Origin of the sequence: Dietzia sp. NCCP-2495, from assembly GCF_026011735.1 — a bacterium.
In the GTDB taxonomy this organism is placed as follows: Bacteria; Actinomycetota; Actinomycetes; order Mycobacteriales; family Mycobacteriaceae; genus Dietzia.
Genome location: NZ_BRVN01000020.1, coordinates 12,749 through 33,647, shown reverse-complemented (window position 1 = coordinate 33,647; position 20,899 = coordinate 12,749). Strand labels below are relative to the sequence as shown.

General features: G+C 67.9%; 17 protein-coding genes. 7 read left to right on the top strand and 10 right to left on the bottom strand.

Annotation, left to right across the window (positions count from 1 at the left end; genetic code table 11):
• Positions 1-51: 51 nt before the first annotated feature.
• The 5 genes from OPF83_RS14190 to infC form a co-directional block, all read right to left on the bottom strand.
• Positions 52-1,713, bottom strand: a complete 1,662-nt coding sequence (locus tag OPF83_RS14190) for an ABC-F family ATP-binding cassette domain-containing protein (RefSeq protein ID WP_264888191.1) — start codon at positions 1,711-1,713, stop codon at positions 52-54.
• On the bottom strand, positions 1,710-2,567 hold the full coding sequence (locus OPF83_RS14185; protein WP_264888190.1) for an RNA methyltransferase: 858 nt from the start codon (positions 2,565-2,567) through the stop codon (positions 1,710-1,712). Before OPF83_RS14185 ends, OPF83_RS14190 begins: the two co-directional genes overlap by 4 nt.
• A 52-nt stretch (positions 2,568-2,619) precedes the next feature.
• Positions 2,620-3,000 (bottom strand): 50S ribosomal protein L20, encoded by a 381-nt coding sequence (rplT, locus tag OPF83_RS14180; RefSeq protein WP_264888189.1) that lies wholly within the window; start codon positions 2,998-3,000, stop codon positions 2,620-2,622.
• Positions 3,001-3,071: 71 nt separating this feature from the next.
• Positions 3,072-3,266, bottom strand: a complete 195-nt coding sequence (rpmI, locus tag OPF83_RS14175) for a 50S ribosomal protein L35 (RefSeq protein ID WP_264888188.1) — start codon at positions 3,264-3,266, stop codon at positions 3,072-3,074.
• A gap of 98 nt (positions 3,267-3,364) precedes the next feature.
• Positions 3,365-3,985: a translation initiation factor IF-3 gene (infC, locus tag OPF83_RS14170; protein WP_264888186.1), complete on the bottom strand. Its 621-nt coding sequence runs from the start codon at positions 3,983-3,985 to the stop codon at positions 3,365-3,367.
• A 325-nt stretch (positions 3,986-4,310) separates the two neighbouring features.
• Here infC and OPF83_RS14165 point away from each other — a divergent pair, with 325 nt between their 5' ends.
• Positions 4,311-4,709, top strand: a complete 399-nt coding sequence (locus OPF83_RS14165; RefSeq protein ID WP_264888185.1) for a DUF1844 domain-containing protein — start codon at positions 4,311-4,313, stop codon at positions 4,707-4,709.
• Positions 4,710-4,822: 113 nt separating this feature from the next.
• Here OPF83_RS14165 and uvrA read toward each other — a convergent pair whose 3' ends face one another.
• Positions 4,823-7,876, bottom strand: coding sequence for an excinuclease ABC subunit UvrA (gene uvrA / locus OPF83_RS14160; protein WP_264888184.1), 3,054 nt, complete (start codon positions 7,874-7,876; stop codon positions 4,823-4,825).
• A 137-nt stretch (positions 7,877-8,013) separates the two neighbouring features.
• Between uvrA and OPF83_RS14155 the strand changes: the two genes are divergently transcribed.
• From OPF83_RS14155 to OPF83_RS14140, 4 genes are all read left to right on the top strand, one after another.
• Positions 8,014-8,715: an MBL fold metallo-hydrolase gene (locus OPF83_RS14155; protein WP_264888183.1), complete on the top strand. Its 702-nt coding sequence runs from the start codon at positions 8,014-8,016 to the stop codon at positions 8,713-8,715.
• 199 nt (positions 8,716-8,914) lie between these two features.
• Positions 8,915-9,997: a DoxX family protein gene (locus OPF83_RS14150; protein ID WP_264888181.1), complete on the top strand. Its 1,083-nt coding sequence runs from the start codon at positions 8,915-8,917 to the stop codon at positions 9,995-9,997.
• Between the two features lie 145 nt (positions 9,998-10,142).
• The gene (locus tag OPF83_RS14145; protein ID WP_264888179.1) at positions 10,143-12,512 is read left to right on the top strand and encodes an ATP-binding domain-containing protein; all 2,370 of its coding nucleotides are present in this window, start codon (positions 10,143-10,145) and stop codon (positions 12,510-12,512) included.
• A complete protein-coding gene (locus tag OPF83_RS14140; protein WP_264888177.1) occupies positions 12,509-12,931 on the top strand; it encodes a DUF732 domain-containing protein in 423 nt (140 codons plus the stop codon). The genes OPF83_RS14145 and OPF83_RS14140 overlap by 4 nt, the downstream gene beginning before the upstream one ends.
• Positions 12,932-13,022: 91 nt before the next feature.
• Here OPF83_RS14140 and OPF83_RS14135 read toward each other — a convergent pair whose 3' ends face one another.
• A complete protein-coding gene (locus tag OPF83_RS14135; protein ID WP_264888176.1) occupies positions 13,023-13,472 on the bottom strand; it encodes a universal stress protein in 450 nt (149 codons plus the stop codon).
• Positions 13,473-13,565: 93 nt separating this feature from the next.
• Positions 13,566-15,695: an excinuclease ABC subunit UvrB gene (uvrB, locus tag OPF83_RS14130; protein ID WP_264888175.1), complete on the bottom strand. Its 2,130-nt coding sequence runs from the start codon at positions 15,693-15,695 to the stop codon at positions 13,566-13,568.
• A 261-nt stretch (positions 15,696-15,956) separates the two neighbouring features.
• Here uvrB and OPF83_RS14125 point away from each other — a divergent pair, with 261 nt between their 5' ends.
• Positions 15,957-17,522 carry a DUF4185 domain-containing protein gene (locus OPF83_RS14125; protein ID WP_264888174.1) on the top strand — a complete coding sequence of 522 codons (1,566 nt, stop codon included), beginning with the start codon at positions 15,957-15,959 and terminating at the stop codon, positions 17,520-17,522.
• Positions 17,523-17,544: 22 nt separating this feature from the next.
• On the opposite strand, the gene coaE is transcribed toward OPF83_RS14125, so the two are convergent.
• Positions 17,545-18,630, bottom strand: coding sequence for a dephospho-CoA kinase (gene coaE / locus OPF83_RS14120; protein WP_264888172.1), 1,086 nt, complete (start codon positions 18,628-18,630; stop codon positions 17,545-17,547).
• Positions 18,631-18,899: 269 nt separating this feature from the next.
• On the opposite strand from coaE, the gene OPF83_RS14115 reads away from it, so the two are divergent.
• Positions 18,900-19,112: a DUF4185 domain-containing protein gene (locus tag OPF83_RS14115; RefSeq protein ID WP_264888170.1), complete on the top strand. Its 213-nt coding sequence runs from the start codon at positions 18,900-18,902 to the stop codon at positions 19,110-19,112.
• Between the two features lie 226 nt (positions 19,113-19,338).
• Here the strand turns inward: OPF83_RS14115 and rpsA are convergent, their stop codons facing one another.
• Positions 19,339-20,811: a 30S ribosomal protein S1 gene (rpsA, locus tag OPF83_RS14110; protein ID WP_264888168.1), complete on the bottom strand. Its 1,473-nt coding sequence runs from the start codon at positions 20,809-20,811 to the stop codon at positions 19,339-19,341.
• Positions 20,812-20,899 lie beyond the last annotated feature (88 nt).

The window sequence follows — 20,899 nt, the reverse complement described above, 5'->3', positions numbered from 1 at the left end:
AGTGAGAGCCCGCCCGTGCCGACGGACTGAGCGCCCGCCGGTTCCGACTGATCAGCGCTGCTCGCTCACCGCGCCCGCGTCCACGTTCAGGACCCTGGTCGACCGGAACGTCTCGCGCATCCGGCGATCATGGGTCACCAGCAGGACGGTGCCGGCGAAATCCTCCACGGCCCTCTCGAGCTGCTCGATCGCGGGCAGGTCCAGATGGTTGGTCGGCTCGTCCAGCACCAGCAGGTTGACGCCTCGGTGCTGGAGGAGCGCCAGCGCCGCCCGGGTCCGCTCACCCGGAGAAAGGGAGTCGCATCGGCGCGACACGTGTGCTCCGCCGAGCCCGAACTTCGCCAGCAACGTGCGCACCTCGGTGGGGTCGGCACCGTCCGGATCGGCGACCGCACAGAACACGTCGAGCAGTTCTCCCCCACCGGCGAACATCGCCCGGGCCTGGTCCACGCGGCCTGTCTCCACCGACGATCCGAGCGTGACCCGCCCGGAGTCGGGCTCACGATCTCCCAGGATCAGGCTGAGCAGAGTCGACTTACCAGACCCGTTGGCCCCGCCGACCAGGACCCGGTCCCCCGCATCGATTTGCAGGGACACCGGCCCCAACACGAAGTCGCCCCGGCGGACGACGGCGGAGTCCAGTACCGAGACCACCGTGCCCGATCGCGGCGCCGCGGCGATCTCCATCCGGAGTTCCCACTCCTTGCGCGGCTCCTCCACCACCTCGAGTCGCTCCATCGCGCGTTCGGACTGCGCGATCTTTGCGGCCTGTTTCTCCGACCTCTGACCTGCACGGTTGCGGATGTGCTTATCTTTCTCTGCGTCCTTCCCACCGGACTTGCGCATGGTGTTGCGCACACCCTTGTCGAGCCAGGTCTTCTGCGTCTGGATGCGGTCCTTCAGCTGATCGACCCGGCCGGCGTACTCCTCGTACGCCTCACGGGCCCGCTGGCGGGCCAGGGCCCTCTCAGTCAGGTACGCCTCGTACCCGCCGTCGAAGACCGTGATCTGTCGCTGCGCCGCGTCCAGTTCGACGATTCCCGTCACGCACCGGGCCAGGAACTCGCGATCGTGACTGACCACGACCATCGGCCGGCGCTCTGTCCGCATGAACTCCTCGAGGACGTCCAGGCCCTCGAGATCGAGATCATTCGTCGGCTCGTCCAGCAGCAGGATGTCGTACTGGCTGAGCAACACCGCGGCGAGATTCACCCGCGCCCGCTGCCCGCCCGACAGTGCGGCAACTGGGAGCTCGAGCACCGACTCTGCCAACCCGAGCCGGGCCGCGGTCACCAGGATCCGCTCGTCGAGGTCGCCACCGCCGAGCGCGAGCCACCGCTCGAGCGCGTCGCCGTAGGCGTCAGCGGCTCCGGCCGACTCCGCCATCTCCTCCGCGAGCGCATCCATCCGGGACTGCGCAGCGGCCACCCCGGTGACGCGGCGCAGGAGGGAGCGCACGTCCTCGTCGTCGTCGTACTCCACCTCCTGGCGGAGCAGCCCCACGGTCGCCTCCGGCGGACTGACGGTGACACTCCCCGCCATCTCCGCGTCGGGGATCCCCGCCAACGCGTGGAGGAGCGTGGACTTCCCCGCACCGTTGGGGCCCGTCAGGCCCCAGACGGCGTCGCCGGAGACGACGAGGTCGAGTCCGTCGAACAGGGTCCGGGCACCACGGATCGCCCCGACCCCGCGTGCTGTGAGGGTGGCGCTCATGGCCTGGCGCCCTGGACGCGGACGCTGGTGTGCAGGCATATCGACGCAGCCGTGACGATGTTGAGACTCTCGGCCCTCCCCCGGATCGGGATACGTACCCGCAGTTCAGCGGCCGCGGCGAGATCGTCAGGGATTCCGTGGGCCTCGTTGCCGAAGACCCAGGCCGTCGGACGCGCGAGCAGCTCGTCGGCGTGCTCCACGTCCACCTCGCCGTCCGCGGTCGCCACCGCCACCTGCAGCCCTGCGGCTCGGGCACGCGAGACGAGATCCACCTCGGCGACGCCGCGCACCACCGGCACGTGGAAGAGACTCCCGGCGGAGGCGCGGACCGCCTTGCTGTTCTCCGGGTCGGCCGCCCCTTCCGTGAACCACACCGCGTCCGCACCCAACGCGTCAGAGACACGGATCAGGGTTCCCACGTTGCCGGGTTCGGACACCGCCTGGCCGATGGCCACCAGCCGCGGCGGCGTCACACCACCGACGCCCTCGCCACCGCCGCGGTCTCCACCGTCGGTTTCGCTTCCGGACGCCTCGACGGCGTCGGGACCGAGGACCACCTGACGGCAGACCGCGACGATCCCCGCTGGCGTCACCGTGTCCGACAACGAGCGGAGCGCACGCGGGGTGACCGGAGAGACGGGTACGCCAGAGCTACTGGCCAGCTCGACCAGAGCGGAGAAGCGGTCGGCGGCGCCGTCCTCGCAGAACACCTCCACCGTCCGACCCGTGGTCAGGGCCGCCTCGACGGAGTTGGCGCCCTCGGCGAGGAACCGCCCGGACTTTCGCCGCGCCGCGGCGCGGTGGAGCTTCGACGCGGAAACGACCCGCGGAGTCCGTTCGGTGAACGGATCCACGGGTCGTCCTGTGCCCTCCCCGGGCCGGGTGGTGTGCGTCAATTCGCGAACGTCAGGCCGCCGGGGCGTTGACGTCGGCCGGCAGGGCCTTACGCGCGACCTCGACGAGCGCCGTGAAGGCGGCCGGGTCGGAGACGGCCAGGTCGGCGAGCACCTTGCGGTCGACCTCGACCTCGGCGAGCCGCAGGCCCTGGATGAAGCGGTTGTACGTCATGTCGTTGGCGCGGGCCGCAGCGTTGATGCGCGAGATCCACAGCTTGCGGAAGTCGCCCTTGCGCTGGCGACGATCGCGGTAGCTGTAGGTCATCGAGTGGAGCATCTGCTCCTTGGCCTTGCGGTACAGCCGCGACCGCTGGCCCCGGTAGCCCTTGGCCGAATCAAGTACGGTCCGACGCTTCTTCTGGGCGTTGACTGCCCTCTTCACGCGTGCCACTGGAAAATCCTTACTGGTCTGGGGTGGTCACCTCGAGGCGACCGAAAGTTCTACGTGTCAGGTGGAGGGGCTCAGAGCCCGAGGAGACGCTTCACGCGGGGCACATCGGCCGGCGCGACGTCGGTGCGTCCGTCCAGGCGACGGGTGCGCTTGGTGGGCTTCTTCTCCATGATGTGGCGACGGTTGGCCTGCTGGCGGACCAGCTTGCCGGATCCGGTGGTCCGGAAACGCTTCGCGGTGCCCTTGTGGGTCTTCATCTTCGGCATGATCGGTCTTCCTCACATGGTTCGTCCCGGGACCCGGTGGGGTAACGGGGTGCGGACGTCTGACGTCCGTGGTCTGGTCGGCGTGGAGTGCCTGCGGACTACTCCGAAGCGGGGTCGGTGACCTTGGATTCCTGCGCCTTGGCGCGGGTCTTGGCACCACGGTGCGGGGCAACGACCATCGTCATGTTGCGTCCGTCCTGCTTGGCGCTGGTCTCGACGTATCCGTAGTCGGTGATGTCGTCCGCGAGCCGCTGGAGCAGGCGGAATCCGAGCTCGGGTCGGGACTGCTCACGACCGCGGAACATGATCGTCACCTTGACCTTGGAGCCCTTCTCCAGGAAACGGACGACGTTCCCCTTCTTGGTCTCGTAGTCATGGGTGTCGATCTTCGGACGGAGCTTCTGCTCCTTGACGACCGTCTGCTGCTGGTTCTTCCGAGCCTCGCGCTCCTTCTGCGCGGCTTCGTACTTGAACTTGCCGTAGTCCATGATCTTGCAGACCGGCGGACGGGCGTTGGGCGCGACCTCGACGAGGTCCAGATCGGCCTCGAGGGCCAGACGAAGTGCATCCTCGACGCGAACGATCCCCACCTGCTCGCCACCCGGGCCGACGAGTCGGACTTCGGGGACGCGGATTCGTTCGTTGATACGTGCTTCGGAGCTGATGGGCCCTCCTCGGTAGTACGGTGCGCGTGCGTTCACAACCACGATCGTGGTCACTCATCCGTCCTCGCGGACCCCGAGGTCATCCCGACACAGGTCGGGGAAAACCGAGAAAGCCCCATGGCACGGATGCCTGGGGCCACTCACTCCGCATCCACCACCTACTACACCCGTGTTTCGACAACACAGGCCCCTGGGCGGGGATGCTGACCATCAAACTACCCAGCGGCGTCGGATGGTGGGAGATCGGGCTCCTCTTGGACGGTGGAATCTGTCGGGTGACGGATTCCCACAGTCGGAGTTCAGCGTACCAGGCTGAACGGGGACCCCCAAACTGGTGCCCGCTCCACCGGGTACGCGTGGTACGTGGAACAGTGTAGCCATGACCAGCGACCAGCCTGCAGCCGCCGAACAGGGGCGCGAGAATCTCCTCGAAGATCATGTCGATGCCCGCGAGGTCGATGTGGTCGACCTGGCCGACGTCTCGGCCCAGGAGGTCATCTTCCGGTCGATCGTCGTGCTCATGAGCGCGGGCGCGGAGAAGCTCGGCCTGTCCGAAGACGATCCGTCGTCCAGTTCGCACCTGGATCTCGACGAGGCCCGCAAGTTGATCACCGCTCTGGCCGGCCTCGTTGTGGCCTCCTCCGAGTACCTCGGACCGCAGGCCTCGGTCGTGCGCGACGGATTGCAGGGTCTGCAGCGCGCCTTCCGTGAAGCGAGTGCCTTCCCCGATGAGCCCGGCCAGGGTCCGGGAGAGAAGTACACCGGCCCGGTGTACTGATCGGACCTCCCGGCACCCACATCGGGGTGCCTCGCGCCGCGATAGCCGGCCAGACACCACGTCAGCCCGGGTCGAGATGACCCGGGCTGACGCTGTGTTGTGGCCTCACGCGGTCAGCGCAGTCCTCGTGCCTTTCGCGCTGCCTTGGCGGCGGTCTTCTGCGCCGCGGTCTTGGTCGCGGCTGTCTTCGTCGTCGCGGCTTTCTTCGTAGCGGCAGCCTTGGGGCCGGGTGACTTCTTCGCAGGTGTTTTCCTGGCCGCAGACTTCGTGGCCGGCTTCATTGCCGCCGCGTCGGATTCTGTGCGAGATGCGGCGGGAAGCACCTCCGCTAGGAAGCGTCCGGTGTGGCTCTCGTTGACCAGCGCCACGTCTTCCGGGGTTCCCTCGGCGACCACGGTCCCGCCACCGGCTCCGCCTTCCGGCCCCATGTCGATGACCCAGTCGGCGCTCTTGATCACGTCGAGATTGTGCTCGATGACGATCACGGTGTTGCCCTTGTCGACCAGTCCCTGGATGACGAGGAGCAGTTTGGTGATGTCCTCGAAGTGCAGCCCCGTGGTGGGCTCATCGAGGATGTAGACCGTTCGACCGCTGGACCGCTTCTGCAACTCGGCGGCCAATTTGACGCGCTGCGCCTCGCCACCGGAGAGCGTCGGCGCGGACTGGCCGAGACGGACATAGCCCAGGCCGACCTGTGTCAGCGTCTTGAGGTAGCGGTGGATCGAGGTTATCGGCTCGAAGAACTCGCACGCCTCCTCGATCGGCATGTCCAGGACCTCGGCGATGGTCTTGCCCTTGTAGTGCACCTCGAGGGTCTCTCGGTTGTACCGGGCACCGTGGCAGACCTCACATGGCACATAGACGTCCGGCAGGAAGTTCATCTCGATCTTGAGAGTGCCGTCGCCCTGGCATGCCTCGCAGCGGCCGCCCTTGACGTTGAACGAGAACCGGCCCTGCTTGTAACCCCGGACCTTGGCTTCCGACGTCGCCGCGAACAGGGTACGAATCTTGTCGAACACCCCGGTATACGTGGCGGGATTGGACCGCGGGGTGCGGCCGATCGGTGACTGGTCGACCTGGACCAGCTTGTCGAACGCCTCCACTCCATCGATACCGGAGTGTCGACCCGGCACCTGCCGGGCACGGTTGAGTTGGTTGGCCAACGCCGTGGCGAGGATGTCGTTGACGAGCGTCGACTTCCCGGAACCCGACACACCCGTGACGGCGCAGAGCACGCCACCGGGGAACACCACGTCGACGTTCTTGAGATTGTTCTCCCGTGCACCCCGGACGCGCAGTTGCTTGTCGGGATCTGTGGGTCGGCGGGAGCTGGGTACGGCGATCTCGCGGCGGCCGGCGAGATAGTCACCGGTGAGGGACTCGTTGTTGGCGAGCAGTCCCTCGTAGTCACCCGAATGAACTACCCGGCCACCGTGTTCACCGGCCAGTGGGCCGATATCGACGATCCAGTCCGCGGCCCTGATCGTGTCCTCGTCATGTTCCACCACGAGGAGTGTGTTGCCTAGGTTCCGCAATCGGACGAGGGTGTCGATGAGGCGCCGATTGTCCCGCTGGTGGAGGCCGATCGAGGGCTCGTCCAGGACGTAGAGCACTCCCGCGAGTCCGGACCCGATCTGTGTGGCGAGCCTGATCCGCTGCGCCTCTCCACCCGACAGGCTGCCGGCCACACGGTCAAGCGACAGATAGTCCAGTCCGACATCGAGCAGGAAGCCCATTCGTGCCTGGATCTCTTTCAGAACACGCCCGGCGATCATCGCCTGCCGGGAGTTCAGCTCGAGCCCGTCCAGGAAGGCTGCGCAATCGGCGACCGACATCCGGCTGATGTCGGCGATCGACCGGTCCTGCCCGCCCGGGCCGCTCAGGGTGACCGCCAGGATCTCGGGCTTGAGGCGGGTGCCGTCGCATGCAGGGCAGGGAACCTCCCGCATGTAGCCCTGATACCGCTCCTTCTGGGACTCGGACTCGGTCTGCTCCAGTCGGCGCTTGAGGAAGGACATGACGCCCTCGAACTTCGCGTCGTAGGTGCGGACCCGCCCGTACCGGTTCTTGTACCGCACGCGAACCTTGGTCGACGCGCCCCCGAGCACAGCCTTGCGCACCTTCGCCGGCAGATCCCGCCAGGGTGTCCGCAGATCGAAGCCCATGTCCTCTGCGAGGCCGCGGAGGAGCTGCTGGAAGTAGTCCGCGCTCTGACCACCCGCCCAAGGGGCGATCGCGCCGTCCGCGAGAGACACCGCCGGATCCGGCACGACGAGGTCCGGGTCCACCTCGAGATGCGAACCGAGACCGTCACAGACCGGGCAGGCGCCGTACGGGGAGTTGAACGAGAATGCACGGGGTTCCATGTCGTCCAGCGCGATGGGGTGACCGTTGGGGCACGCCATGTGTTCGGAGAAGCGCCGTCGACGCCCCGGATCCGTCTCGTCGACATCCACGTAGTCGATGACGATCACTCCGTCGGCGAGGCCGAGTGCGGTCTCGACGGAGTCGGTGAGGCGCTGACGGGCCGTGGGCTTCGCCGCGAGGCGGTCCACCACCACCTCGATGTCATGCTTCTCCTGCTTCTTCAGCGTGGGCGGCTCGGTGAGCGTGTACAGCTCTCCGTCCACCCGGACTCGGCTGTACCCGTCCGCTGCGAGCTGGGCGAAGAGGTCGACGAACTCACCTTTTCTGGTACGCACCACCGGGGCGAGCACCTGGAAGCGCACGCCCTCCTCCCCCGCCAGGATCTGGTCGACGATCTGCTGCGGGGTCTGACGCGAGACGACCTCACCACAGGTCGGGCAATGAGGAACACCGGCCCGGGCGTAAAGCAGTCGGAGATAGTCATAGACCTCGGTGATTGTGCCCACCGTCGACCGGGGATTGCGGTTCGTAGACTTCTGGTCGATGGACACCGCCGGCGAGAGCCCTTCGATGAAGTCGACATCGGGTTTGTCCATCTGCCCGAGGAACATCCGGGCGTAAGAGGACAGCGATTCGACGTACCGTCGTTGCCCTTCCGCGAAGATCGTGTCGAACGCCAGGGACGACTTGCCCGAACCGGACAATCCCGTGAACACGACCAGCGAGTCACGAGGGATGTCGATGTCCACACCCTTGAGGTTGTGTTCCCGTGCGCCGCGGACGACCAGCCGGTCCACCATGGGTTCTCCTTCCGAGGGGGGGAGGTCGCCACATCGTCATATGTGCCGCATGGCCGCCGTTCCCGCACACGAAGGTACCAACGTCTTACGACACGCTTCCGCCCACTCACCTCGCGCGGGGTCGGTAGCCTGCACCTATGTCGAACGCAGCCACTGATCTTCCCGACCGCATCACCATCACCGAGGGGTATACGGGACGCCTCGGCGGGCAACTCACCGGCGAGCGCTGGACAGTCGGCCCGGCACGGCTGACCAAGATCTCGGTCGGACAGATGGACAACAACGTCTACCTCGTCGAATCCCTGGCGACCGGCGACGTCCTCCTCATCGACGCCGCCAACGACGCGCCGCAACTGGTGGCCTACCTCCGCGAGAACGCACCGGCGCTCAAGGAGGTGCTCACCACACACCTGCACGCAGATCATTGGATCGGGCTCGCGGAGACGGTCCGGGAACTCGCTCTCCAGACGATCGCCTCCCCCGGCGACGCGGGATCGATCGATGTCCCGACCGATCGTCATGTGTCCCACGGAGACGTACTGGCCGTCGGAGATCTCCGTCTCGAGGTGATCGGGCTCCGCGGTCACACCCCCGACGGAATCGCACTGCTGCTCAGCACTGACGAGGGCAGCCATCTCTTCTCCGGCGATTCACTGTTCCCGGGCGGACCGGGCAAGACCGGTTCCCCGGAAGACTTCACCCGGTTGATGGACGACCTCGAGAGCCGGGTGTTCGACGTCCTCGGTGACGAGGTGGTGGTCCATCCGGGTCACGGTGACGACACCACCGTGGGCACCGAACGGCCCCAGTTGGACGCCTGGCGCGAGCGGGGTTGGTGAGAAGCCACCCCCGAGCGCCAGCGCCAGAGGCACCCCACCTCGATGAGCGAATCGTAAGGAAGTTCACTCGGTTCACCATCTCCCCAGCACAGCAGTCGGATGACCTGGCTCACGCGGAAGCGGTATGCGGCGATCGGAAGCGCTGGACACCGGTTCGGGTTAAGTTCGACCACGCACTCCCACTCATTCAGGAGGAACGATGATCCGACGACTTGCACGACCCATGCTCGCCACGGTTTTCGTGATCGATGGCGTCGAGACGTTGCGCAATCCCCAGCCCCATGTCACCGAAGCAGCGCCGTTGGTCGACAAGGCCGCACCGTTGGTCGAGAAGGGCGAGCAGGCCGTGAACGAGCGGGTGTCCGCGACCGTGCCGCCGGTGACCAAGGACCCGGAGACACTCGTCAAGGCGCTCGCCGGGGTGAAGATCGGTGCGGGCGTCCTGTTCGCGATGGGCAAGGCCCCGCGGCTGTCCGCGCTGGCCCTGACCGCCTCGCACCTGCCGTCGACGGTCAGTCGGCACGCATTCTGGACGGAATCGGATCCGGCTGCCCGCAGCCGCAAGACCACAGGCCTGGCCACTGACGTGTCGCTCCTCGGCGCACTGATGCTCGCCTCCATGGACACCGCGGGCCAGCCCGGCCTGATGTGGCGTGCCCGCAAAACCGGCGACAAGGTCTCCGCGAAGCTGCCCGGCGCGAAAGCCGAGGCGGCTGGCGCAGGTGCCGCGGTCGCCGGTGTCGCGCAGACCGTGGCCGGTCAGGCACGCGATGCGGCGGAGACCGTTCGTGAGAAGGCACCCGAGGTGGCCGACACCGTCCGCGATCGGGCGCCCGAGGTGGCCGAGCAGGTCCGGGACCGCGCGAGCGGTGTCGCCGGCGAGGTGCGTCAGCAGGCGTCCGGCATCGCCGGACTGGTCATGGCCAAGGCTCCGGTGATCGCCGACCAGGTGCGCTCCCGCGTCGCCGAGGCGCGTGAGCAGGCCGCCCCGTACGCCGCCGAAGCGCGTGAGCGTGCCACGGCCGCCGCTCATCTGGCCGCGGAGGAGGCCGGCCCGCTCGCGACGCAGGCCCGTGACCGTGCCGGTGCCGTAGCGGGCTCCGTGGCCGAGCGCGCCCAGGGTCTCGACATCGAGGCTGTCCGCAAGGCCGCCGACGATGCCCGCGTGGCCGCCGCCGAGCGGGGTCTCAAGGCCGAGAAGCGTGCGCGCAGGTCCGGTGCCGATGCCAAGAAGAAGTCCGATCAGCTCCGCGCGAAGGCCGCCGAGGCCATCCGGCCCTGACGACAGTGACGACCTGACCGGGGATGACCCGGACCAGCCGACGACCCCGCCCCACCGGGCGGGGTCGTCGGCGTCGTAGGGCGCTCGCCATTTCCCGGTAGCCTGGATTTCCTGCCCAGAGCCGTCCATCCAGCGAAGGAGTGCCTTGACTGGACACGATCCCCTCGCCGAGGAGCAAGAACACCTCGGCCGTCTCCTTGACCGGGTCGAGGAACTACGCACCGACACGCGCGCCCGCCTCGACGCCGTGCTCCGGGGCGCCGGTGGGACCCCCCAGGCCCGCTCGGAGCGCGAGTCGTTCGCGCGCCTCTACAACGCGGAACTGGCGGCGTACAACGCCGCGAACCTGGGACTGTACTTCGGGCGCCTGGACATGGAGGACGGGGAGATCCGTCGGATCGGCCGAGTGGGCCTGAGGGATGACGACGACGAGCTCACCACCCTGCTACTGGACTGGCGGGCAGACCACAGCCGACCGTTCTACCTCGCCACCACCGCCCGGCCGGAAGGTGCACACCGGAGGCGGCACCTGCGCACGATCGGGCGTCGGGTGATCGGCGTCCACGACGAGTTCCTCACCGCTCCCGCGGACGGCGAACTCCCCCAGGACCACGACGACGTGGTGGGCGAATCCGCTCTGCTCGAGGCCCTGGACACCGCACGGTCCGGGCATATGACGGACATCGTCGCCACCATCCAGCGCGAGCAGGACGAGATCATCCGTAACCCGCACACGGGTGTGATGGTGGTCCAGGGTGGTCCGGGGACCGGCAAGACGGCGGTGGCTCTCCACCGGGCTGCCTACCTCCTCTACACGCATCGGCAGCGACTGGACCGCAGCGGCGTGCTCATCGTGGGGCCCAACGCCCGATTCCTCGACTACATCGCCCGCGTGCTCCCGTCGTTGGGCGAGTCCGGGGTCGTGCTCCGGACGCTCGGGGATCTCTATCCCGGCGTCAGGGCGTCCGGTGTGGAGACCCTCCGGGGCGAGGAGGTCAAGGGGTCGGGCGCAATGGTGGACATCCTCAAGGCCGCGGTCCGCGCCCGGCAGCTCGCTCCCGACGAGGAGGTCCTGATCCACGTCGAAGGTCACGACCTGGTCCTCCAGCCGGCGGCGATCAGGTCGGCCCGGGGCCGGGCACGCATGACGAGGCGCCCGCACAACCTGGCGCGCGAGGCGTTCGCGACACGTGTCGTCGACGCCCTCACGGACCAGTACGTCTCCGCGCTCACCGATCCGGTCGGTCACGCCGAGGACGCGGCGTGGGCCCCGCAGGGGGACGGACTGGGCGACCTGGGAGACCCCGATCGTCCGCTGCTCGATACCGGTGACCGCGCAGCCCTCCGTGCCGAGGTCGAGGGTTCTCACGAGGTCCTCGACGCGATCGACGCCTGGTGGCCGGTGCTCCGGCCCGAGCGGCTCCTGGCCGAGCTGTTGTCGAGCAGGGAACGGATAGCCGAGGCCGCCGGGGACTATGTGGCCGAGGACCAGGCCGCGCTGTTCCGGGAAGACGGGTACGCGTTCACCGTCGCCGACGTACCGCTGTTGGACGAACTCGCGGAGCTCCTCGGCGAGGATCCCGCAGCGGACGGCAGCGAGGCCGACCGTGCGTGGGCCGAGCAGGTCCGCCAGGCTGAAGAAGCACTGGAGATCCTCACCGGTTCCGCGGTGCAGGACATCGAGGACGATCTCGACCCCGAGGTGCTCATGGCCTATGACGTGGTGGATGCGGAATCACTGGCGCGACGTCACAGCGAGGATTCCGATCTCACCGTCGCCGACCGGGCCGGAGCGGACCGCACGTGGGCGTTCGGGCACGTGATCGTCGACGAGGCCCAGGAGTTGTCGACCATGGCGTGGCGTGTGCTCATGCGTCGCTCACCGAACCGGTGGATGACCCTGGTGGGCGACATCGCACAGACGTCCAGCCCTGCCGGACTCGACACGTGGGAGGACGCGTTGTCCCAGTATGTAGACGATCGGTGGGTGCTCTGCGAACTGTCCGTCAACTACCGCACTCCGGCGACCATCTCTGAGGTGGCCGGGGCACTACTGGCCGAGATCGATCCCGCGGCCGTCCCTCCCCGCCCCGTCCGCGTGGGGAGACGTCCGGTCGAGTGGGTCGAGGTCGACCCCGACTCGCTGCCCTCGCTGGTGTCCGACCGGATCACCGACGTGGAACCGGATCGCGCCATCGCCGTCCTGGTTCCGGACAATGACCACGCCCTCGAGGCCACGACTGGATATCCTGCTCTCCGCGAGGCCGTCGAGAACGCCCGTCCCGGAACGACCGTCCTGCCGCTGTCGTTGGCGAAGGGACTCGAGTTCGATGTGGTGGTGTTGGTAGATCCCGAGCAGGTGCTGGCACGATCCCCTCAGGGGCTGCAGGACCTCTACGTGGGAACGACCCGGGCGACCCAGGAACTCATCCTGGTCCAAACCACGGAATTCGGTCCCCTCCTCGCGGGGATCCGCGACACGCTCGCGGACAGTAGGAAGGAACTCACTGCATGACCTTGGTGTCGGAGCGGGCTCTGGTGACGCCGGTGCTGCTGGCCCTCGTGTTCTCGGTCGCGGCCTGCGCACAGGCAGAGGACCCGGCGCCCGAGGCCGCGACGCACGAACCCGCGTCGTCGAGTTCGGCTGCTGAGACCCCCGCCCCGCAACCGGAACCGGAGCAACGAACCGACAGTGAACGGCAGTTCCTCGACGAACTCACCGGGTTCGGCCTGCCGACGGGGATGAGCGCCGAGACCACAATCGAGGTGGGAATAGGCATCTGCGACTCCATCGCCGACGGCGCCACCACGGACACCATCCTGGACCATATCCGTCCGCTGAGCAGTGCGATCGCTGCGCAGAGCGACGACCACGACACCAATCGTGTCGGCCTGGCGATCGTCGAGGCCAGCCGCTCGCATCTCTGCGACTGACCCCTCGACGCGATCAGGGCAGGCCCCGTGGCACGTGGGGCCTGCCCTGGTGCGGGTCACCGGACGGTGGCGCGGGTGCTGCCGCGGGACCTCAGGTGGTGTGGACGATCAGGACATCGCAGGTCGCCCGTCGCGCGGCGTCAGAGGGAACTGAGCCGAGCAGTCGACCGGTGAGCGAGTTGAGACCCTTGTTACCCACCACGAGAAGGTCGGCTCCGACCTCGTCGGCGAGCGCGACCAGGGACTCCACCGGTGCCCCCTTGACGGTGCGGACCTCGATGCTGGTGGCACCGGCGGCGGTGGCACGCTCCTTGGCTCCGCGGACGATCTCCTCGGCCGGATTGTCACCACGAATCTGGTAGGCGTCAGCCCCCAACTGGTCCGCGGCCTGGTTGACCGACCGCGGATCGGCCGGAACGTAGGCGCAGGCCACCACCAGTGTCGCGGACGCATCAGCTGCCAGCACGGCGGCACGTTCCACCGCGCGATACGACGACTCCGACCCGTCCGTCCCCACGACCACCTTGGTGTAGGCGCTCATTTACTGTCCTCTCCTCGGGAACACGTTTTACCCAGCGTAGACCTCGGACGCCTGTCCCGTAGGGAGTAAGAGTGTCACATCACAGGTGCCCGGTCAGTCGATGCCCGCCTCACGCATCCCCTTGAGCTCCTTGCGTAGCTCGGCGATCTCGTCGCGTAGGCGTCCTGCCAGCTCAAAGCGTAGATCGGTAGCCGCAGAAACCATCTGTTCGGTCATCTCCTCGATGAGTTTCTCGAGTTCCTGCCGCGGACGCGCCGCGCCGCCGACCGCGCGTGCACCGACGAGCTCGGGGCGATCCACCGTGCCCTCTCCGGAGGTGCTCTCCTCCCCCACCCGGTCGAGGATGTCGGCGATCTTCTTGCGCAACGGTTGCGGGTCGATCCCGTGCTCGGTGTTGTAGGCGATCTGCTTCTCGCGACGCCGTTCCGTCTCGTCCATCGCGTGCTGCATCGAGTCCGTGATCCGGTCCGCGTACATGTGGACCTCACCGGAGACGTTGCGCGCCGCACGACCAATCGTCTGGATGAGCGAGGTGCCCGACCGCAGAAACCCCTCCTTGTCGGCGTCGAGGATCGCCACGAGCGAGACCTCGGGGAGGTCGAGCCCCTCGCGGAGCAGGTTGATCCCCACCAGGACGTCGTACTCGCCGCGGCGAAGGTCGCGCAGCAGCTCGACGCGCTGCAGGGTGTCGATCTCCGAGTGCAGGTACCTCACCCGGACCCCGAACTCGAGGAGGTAGTCGGTGAGGTCCTCGGCCATCTTCTTGGTCAACGTGGTGACAAGCACCCGCTCGTCGCGGTCGGCCCGCGACCGGATCTCTCCGAGCAGGTCGTCGATCTGTCCCTTCGTGGGCTTGACGACGATCTTCGGGTCGACGAGTCCGGTCGGGCGGATGACCTGCTCGACGAACTCGCCGCCGGTCATCCCCATCTCGTAGTTGCCCGGCGTCGCGGACAGGTACACGGTCTGGCCGACCCGTTCGGAGAACTCCTCCCAGGTCAGTGGGCGGTTGTCCAGCGCGGACGGGAGCCGGAAGCCGAACTCCACGAGGTTGCGCTTACGCGAGGCGTCACCCTCGTACATGGCGCCGATCTGCGGGACCGTCACGTGTGATTCGTCGATGACGGTGAGGAAGTCCTCGGGGAAGTAGTCGATGAGGGTCGCCGGTGCGCTCCCCGCCTCACGCCCGTCGATATGCCGCGAGTAGTTCTCGATACCCGAGCAGAACCCGACCTGCTGCATCATCTCGATGTCGTAGCTCGTACGCATGCGCAGTCGCTGGGCCTCGAGGAGCTTGCCCTGGTTCTCCAGTTCCGCCAGCCGCACCTCCAGTTCCTCCTCGATGGAGGCGATCGCCTTGGCCATTCGCTCCGGACCGGCGACGTAGTGGGTGGCCGGGAAGATGCGCACCTCGTCGACCTTGCGCACCACGTCCCCGGTGAGCGGGTGGATGTAGTACAGCGCGTCCACCTCGTCGCCGAAGAACTCGATGCGGACGGCCAGCTCCTCGTAGGTGGGGATGATGTCGACCGTGTCCCCCTTGGCGCGGAACGTGCCCCGGGTCATGGACACGTCGTTGCGTTCGTACTGCACGTCCACGAGCAGCCGGAGCAACTGGTCGCGGTCGACCTCCTGGCCCACGGCCAGGGAGACCGAGCGGTCGAGGTAGGACTGCGGGGTACCGAGGCCGTAGATGCACGAGACGGAACTGACGACGACGACGTCGCGGCGCGATAGCAGCGAGGAGGTGGCGGAATGCCGGAGCCGCTCCACGTCGTCGTTGATCGAGGAATCCTTCTCGATAAAGGTGTCCGTCTGCGCAATGTACGCCTCGGGTTGGTAGTAGTCGTAGTACGACACGAAGTACTCGACCGCGTTGTTGGGGAGCATCTCGCGCAGCTCGTTGGCGAGCTGCGCGGCGAGCGTCTTGTTGGGAGCCATGACCAGGGTCGGTCGCTGCACCTTCTCGATGAGCCAGGCCGTGGTGGCCGACTTGCCCGTACCGGTGGCGCCCAGCAACACGACGTCCCGTTCGCCCCTCCCCAGCCGCTCGCTCAGTTCGGCGATTGCCGTGGGCTGGTCTCCGGACGGGGTGAACTCACTGACCACCTCGAACCGGGCGTCACTGCGCTCGACATCCCCGATCGGTCGGAACTCCGAATAGGACATGACGGTGGGGTCGACTGGAACGCCGTCGTCGGGGATCTCGGTCGCGAATGCCATACCGTCCAGACTACGAGCCCGCGCTCGGCCCTGCCGCCGGTCACCGGGCAGACTGTCGTTGTCGTCGTCACCTCCACCCGGGGCGGTCCCGCGCCGGTTTCCTTCCCCGCACCGATCAGGGATGATCTGATGTCACTGATCTGATGTCATTGCCGAGCACTTCCGCCGGCAGCCCCCGTCCGGTTCCATCCGCTTCCATCCGCCCTCAGCCCCCACGCTTCGGAGAATCCCGCACCAATGTCACGCCCCTCGCCTCGCGCCGTGTCCCGGCGCCTCACCTCGCTCGTCGCGGCGGTCGCCACTACGGCCGCCGGCCTGACCGCCGTAGGCACCCTCGGCGCCGGCACAGCCTCCGCCGGCCCCTGCAGTGAGATGTTCGGGAACTTCGGTTCCCTTCTCGAGCACCGGACGGGCGCCGGCATGGGTACCGGGTCACTGGGGTCGCTCGGCTCCTCCGACGGCTCCGGCTCCGTCGGCTCCGTCTCCGAGGCTCTCGGCTCCGCCGACCGGTCCGGGTCACTCATCCAGCAGCTCGAGACCGGCTCCGTCGGCAACAGCCTCTCCGGGAGCCTCGACCCGCTGGTCGGCTCCGTGTACGGCATGCCCCCGTGGATCACGGGTGAGGAGGGCACGGTGCCGGTGCTGCGCGGACCCACCCAGTTCCGTCAGCTCGTCACCGGCCCCACGAGCCCGTCTGAGTCAATCAGCAAGTACGGCGTAGCCGGCACCGACCTGGGCATCATGTGGGACAACGGCAATGCGGCCGACCCCGAGGTCCTCATGGCCTTCGGCGACACAATGGGCGACTGCACGGTGCCCGGCAACCAGTGGCGCTCCAACGTCCTGTTCCGCTCCGGAGACACCGACCTGGACGACGGACTGACCATCGACTCCGCCGCCATGGGCCCCGACGGTCTGGCCAAGTCGATCGTGCCGCGCATCAACCAGCCCGGCGAGGTGACGATCATCCCCACCGCCGGCATCTCCGTGAACGGCGTGCAGTACCTGCGCTACATGTCCGTCGCGCGCTGGGGCCAGCCGGGATGGTGGAACACCAACTACTCCGGCATCGCCTACTCCGCCGACAACGGCGAGAACTGGACCCCCGTGCCCGAACTGGCCCGCCCGATCACCGACACCGTCCCCGTGGGCGACGGTGCGCCCGGGGTCGACGACGACTGGAAGCGGGCCCAGATGAGCTCGTTCGTCACCGGGCGCGGCGACGGCTACCTGTACGAGTACCTGACCCCTTCCGGCCGACAGGGCGCCGTGGTGCTCGCGCGCGTGACGACCGAGGGATCGCCCACCGTCGACGCCCTGGGTGCTGACAACCTCACTGAAGACACCCTCCTGGACGGCGTCCTGGACCCGACCGGATACGAGTACTGGGACGGCGACGCGCAGACGTGGACGCCCGAGATCTCCCGCGCGACCGCCGTGATGCCCGCACCCACCAGCGAACTGTCCGTCATGTGGAACGAGCACCTGCGCAAGTACACCGCGATGTACTCGCGCGGCTACGACTCTGTGGTCATGCGCACCGCCGACAACCCGCAGGGCCCATGGAGCAACGCCACCACCCTCATCGACTACTCGATGCTGCCCGGTGTGTACGGCGGTTTCATGCACCCGTGGGCGCAGGGCCGCGACCTGTACTACCTGGTCACCACCTGGAACGCCTACAACGTGTTCCTGGTCCGCACCGACCTGGACGCACTGTTCCCGCAGGAGCGGTCCCGGATGCGGGCCGCGGTGCCTGCCGCCACCGAGGTCGTCCGCCAGGTGCCGGTCTCCGAGCTGCAGAGCGGGATCGTGCCCACCGAGTGATCCCTGACGCCCGCTTGGCCTGTCAGCGGGAGCGCACCTCCTGACACCGGGCGCGCTCCCACTGGCGGGTCTCCTCGCGGTCCTCACGCCCGAGAACGTCGGCGTACTCGGCACGGGCCGCCGGGTCGTCGGCGATCACCTGGGACATCACCAGCGCGAACTCGTGCTCGGGGTCGTCCTGCGCGATCACCGTCACCTCCAGCGGGCGGGCCGGGTCGCACCAGTGCAGCAGCGGAGCGTCCGACGTGCGGTCGGGCACCCAGCCCGCCCCGGTGAGCACTCGCACGGCCTCGTCCCGCCCCGGCTCGTCCGCCACGGTGACCTGGATGTCGATCACGTCCGGGGCGTCGAGCCCGTCCACCGCCGTCGGACCCACGTGGTCGATGCGCTCCGCCCTGCCTCCCAGCACGTGGTGGAGTCGCGCGGTCGCGCGCTCGGCCTCGCCCGCCCACTCCGGGCGGAAGGGCACCACGGTCCGGTCCCCGATCACGGGGGTGGCGGTGCGGAGGTTGTGCTCGAACGGGCGGAGCCGGGATTCCACGAGCTCACGGGTGAGGTCGGCAACAGCACTCCTGTCGCCGGAGTTGTCGATGAGCACGTCCGCGACCGCCCTGCGCTGGTCGTCCGTCGCCTGCCGGGACATGCGGGCCCGGGCGTCGTCCTCCGGCATGCCGCGCTGCTCCACCAGTCGCTCGAGCCGGATCTCCGCCGGGGTGTCCACGACGATCACCAGCTGGTAGCCCGGCGTCATCCCGCCCTCCACGAGCAGCGGCATGTCGTGCACGACGATTGCATCCCCGGGGGCCTGCGCGAACAACTCCGCGGTGCGCTCCCCGATGAGCGGGTGCGTGATCGCGTTGAGAGCGGCCGTCCGCTCGGCGTCCACGAATGCCAGCGCCGCGAGGGCCGCCCGGTCCAATGATCCGTCCGGTCCGAGGATCTCCTCGCCGAACTCCGCGACGAGCATCGCCAGGCCCGGTGTCCCCGGCTCGACCACCTCGCGCGCGATCCGGTCCGCGTCGACGATCACCGCACCCGCCTCGGCGAGCACGGCGGTCACCGTGGATTTTCCCGCACCGATGCCACCGGTCAGTCCCACCATCAACATTCCTGGAGTCTAGATCACATCCGCAGTGGTACCGGTCCCCCACCGGCGGTACGCCCACCGTCGACCTGAGCCGGTCAACGCCGTTAATATCTGATTGGTTTCATAAATCGCAGCTTCCGATTGACGCCCTTCCTCGCCGCCGTCCCCGAGGTCGCACTGTCCACCACACTGCTGTTGCCTGCCACCGCCGGCGCATAGTCGACGGGTTGGACCGGATCCGCGGACGGCTCGCTCACCGGGTCCCTGAACACCGTTGGAAGAGCATGCAGATGAGCGCCATCCTCGAGGCCGACGGCTACCTGTACGAGTACATGACGCCCTCGGGCCGCAGCGGCCCGGCCACCGTCGCCCGCGTCCCCGTGACCGACGCCGTGGCGTTCGGTGCGATCGACGAGTCGGGCCGCATCGACGAGCAGCGCCCGGAGGCGGCCGCCGCGGAGTCCCCCGCCGCGGCCGAGCCGGAGAACAAGCCGGTCGGCTGACGGCCGGTACTGTCCGGTCGCGACCGCCCTCGGAGGCACCCCGGAGGGCGGTCACCGGTGCGGCGCGCCTGGCACATCGCTCCCCTCTCACGACGCGACGCGCCTCGACGCGGACCCTCTCCCCTGCGACACAGAACAGCCCCGGCCCGCACTCCCACCGTCAAGGTGGGGTACGGGCCGGGGCCGTCTACTGCAGTGTGGCGCTACGCGCCCTCAGGCTGCGGGATCACTCCCCGCCGGCCAGCTTCGCGCGCAGGGCGGCGAGCTGCTCATCCGACGCCAGCGAACCGCCGGTCGACTCGGACTGGCTGGCCTCGGCGGCCGGGCGCGCAGACGGAGCCGACTCCGACGAGTAGTTGGTCGGCGCGGCCTCGGCTGCCTCGGCAGCGGCGGCGCGACCCTTCTCGATCTGGGCCGTGTGCATTTTGTGGCGACGCTCAGCCTCGGCGTAGCGGTTCTCCCACTCCTCACGCTGCTTCTCGAAGCCCTCGAGCCACTCATTGGTCTCGGGATCGAAGCCCTCGGGGAAAATGTAGTTGCCGGCCTCGTCGTAGCTGTCGGCCATGCCGTACTTCGACGGGTCGAACTCCTCAGTGTAGTCCTCGTCCGCCTGCTTCAGCGACAGCGAGATACGACGACGATCGAGATCGATGTCGATGACCTTGACCATGGCGTCGTCGCCGACTGACACGACCTGGTCCGGGACCTCCACGTGGCGCTCGGCCAGCTCGGAAATGTGGACCAGACCCTCGATGCCCTCTTCGACGCGCACGAACGCACCGAACGGGACGAGCTTGGTGACCTTGCCCGGGACGATCTGACCGATGGCGTGGGTCCGGGCGAAGTGCCGCCACGGATCCTCCTGGGTCGCCTTGAGCGACAGCGAGACGCGCTCGCGATCCAGGTCGACGTCGAGAACCTCGACGGTGACCTCCTGGCCGACCTCGACGACCTCGGACGGGTGATCGATGTGCTTCCAGGACAGCTCGGAGACGTGAACAAGGCCGTCGACCCCGCCGAGGTCCACGAACGCACCGAAGTTGACGATCGAGGACACGACGCCCTTGCGGACCTGGCCCTTCTGCAGCTGGTGCAGGAACTCGGAGCGGACCTCCGACTGGGTCTGCTCGAGCCACGCACGGCGCGAGAGCACGACGTTGTTGCGGTTCTTGTCCAGCTCGATGATCTTGGCCTCGAGCTCCTTGCCGACGTACGGCAGGAGGTCGCGGACGCGGCGCATCTCCACCAGCGACGCGGGGAGGAAGCCACGGAGACCGATGTCGAGGATGAGGCCACCCTTGACGACCTCGATGACGGTGCCCTTGACGGCCTCGTCCTTCTCCTTGAGCTCCTCGATCGTGCCCCAGGCGCGCTCGTACTGGGCGCGCTTCTTGGACAGGATCAGGCGGCCGTCCTTGTCTTCCTTGGTGAGGACCAGGGCCTCAACCTCGTCGCCCACCTCGGCGACCTCGCCCGGGTCGACATCGTGCTTGATGGACAGCTCACGCGAGGGGATGACACCCTCGGTCTTGTAACCGATGTCGAGAAGGACCTCGTCACGGTCGACCTTGACGATCGTGCCCTCGACGATGTCGCCATCGTTGAAGTACTTGATCGTGGCGTCGATGGCGGCGAGGAAGTCCTCAGCGGAGCCGATGTCGTTGACGGCTACCTGCGGGGACGTGGTGTTGGTGGTCATAGGGTGGGGTGCTCCGAGATGGATAGGAATCGTAGGTGGACTGGAAATACGCGGGCGGTATGCACGCGACCGTCAACTGTACGCTTCC

Excerpts from the sequence above, each read along its gene's own strand:
- OPF83_RS14190 (WP_264888191.1), bottom strand. The coding sequence starts at position 1,713 with ATGAGCGCCACCCTCACAGCACGCGGGGTCGGGGCGATCCGTGGTGCC.
- rpmI (WP_264888188.1), bottom strand. The coding sequence starts at position 3,266 with ATGCCGAAGATGAAGACCCACAAGGGCACCGCGAAGCGTTTCCGGACC.
- OPF83_RS14165 (WP_264888185.1), top strand. The coding sequence starts at position 4,311 with ATGACCAGCGACCAGCCTGCAGCCGCCGAACAGGGGCGCGAGAATCTC.
- uvrA (WP_264888184.1), bottom strand. The coding sequence starts at position 7,876 with ATGGTGGACCGGCTGGTCGTCCGCGGCGCACGGGAACACAACCTCAAG.
- OPF83_RS14155 (WP_264888183.1), top strand. The coding sequence starts at position 8,014 with ATGTCGAACGCAGCCACTGATCTTCCCGACCGCATCACCATCACCGAG.
- OPF83_RS14150 (WP_264888181.1), top strand. The coding sequence starts at position 8,915 with ATGATCCGACGACTTGCACGACCCATGCTCGCCACGGTTTTCGTGATC.
- OPF83_RS14140 (WP_264888177.1), top strand. The coding sequence starts at position 12,509 with ATGACCTTGGTGTCGGAGCGGGCTCTGGTGACGCCGGTGCTGCTGGCC.
- OPF83_RS14135 (WP_264888176.1), bottom strand. The coding sequence starts at position 13,472 with ATGAGCGCCTACACCAAGGTGGTCGTGGGGACGGACGGGTCGGAGTCG.
- uvrB (WP_264888175.1), bottom strand. The coding sequence starts at position 15,695 with ATGGCATTCGCGACCGAGATCCCCGACGACGGCGTTCCAGTCGACCCC.
- coaE (WP_264888172.1), bottom strand. The coding sequence starts at position 18,630 with ATGTTGATGGTGGGACTGACCGGTGGCATCGGTGCGGGAAAATCCACG.
- OPF83_RS14115 (WP_264888170.1), top strand. The coding sequence starts at position 18,900 with ATGAGCGCCATCCTCGAGGCCGACGGCTACCTGTACGAGTACATGACG.
- rpsA (WP_264888168.1), bottom strand. The coding sequence starts at position 20,811 with ATGACCACCAACACCACGTCCCCGCAGGTAGCCGTCAACGACATCGGC.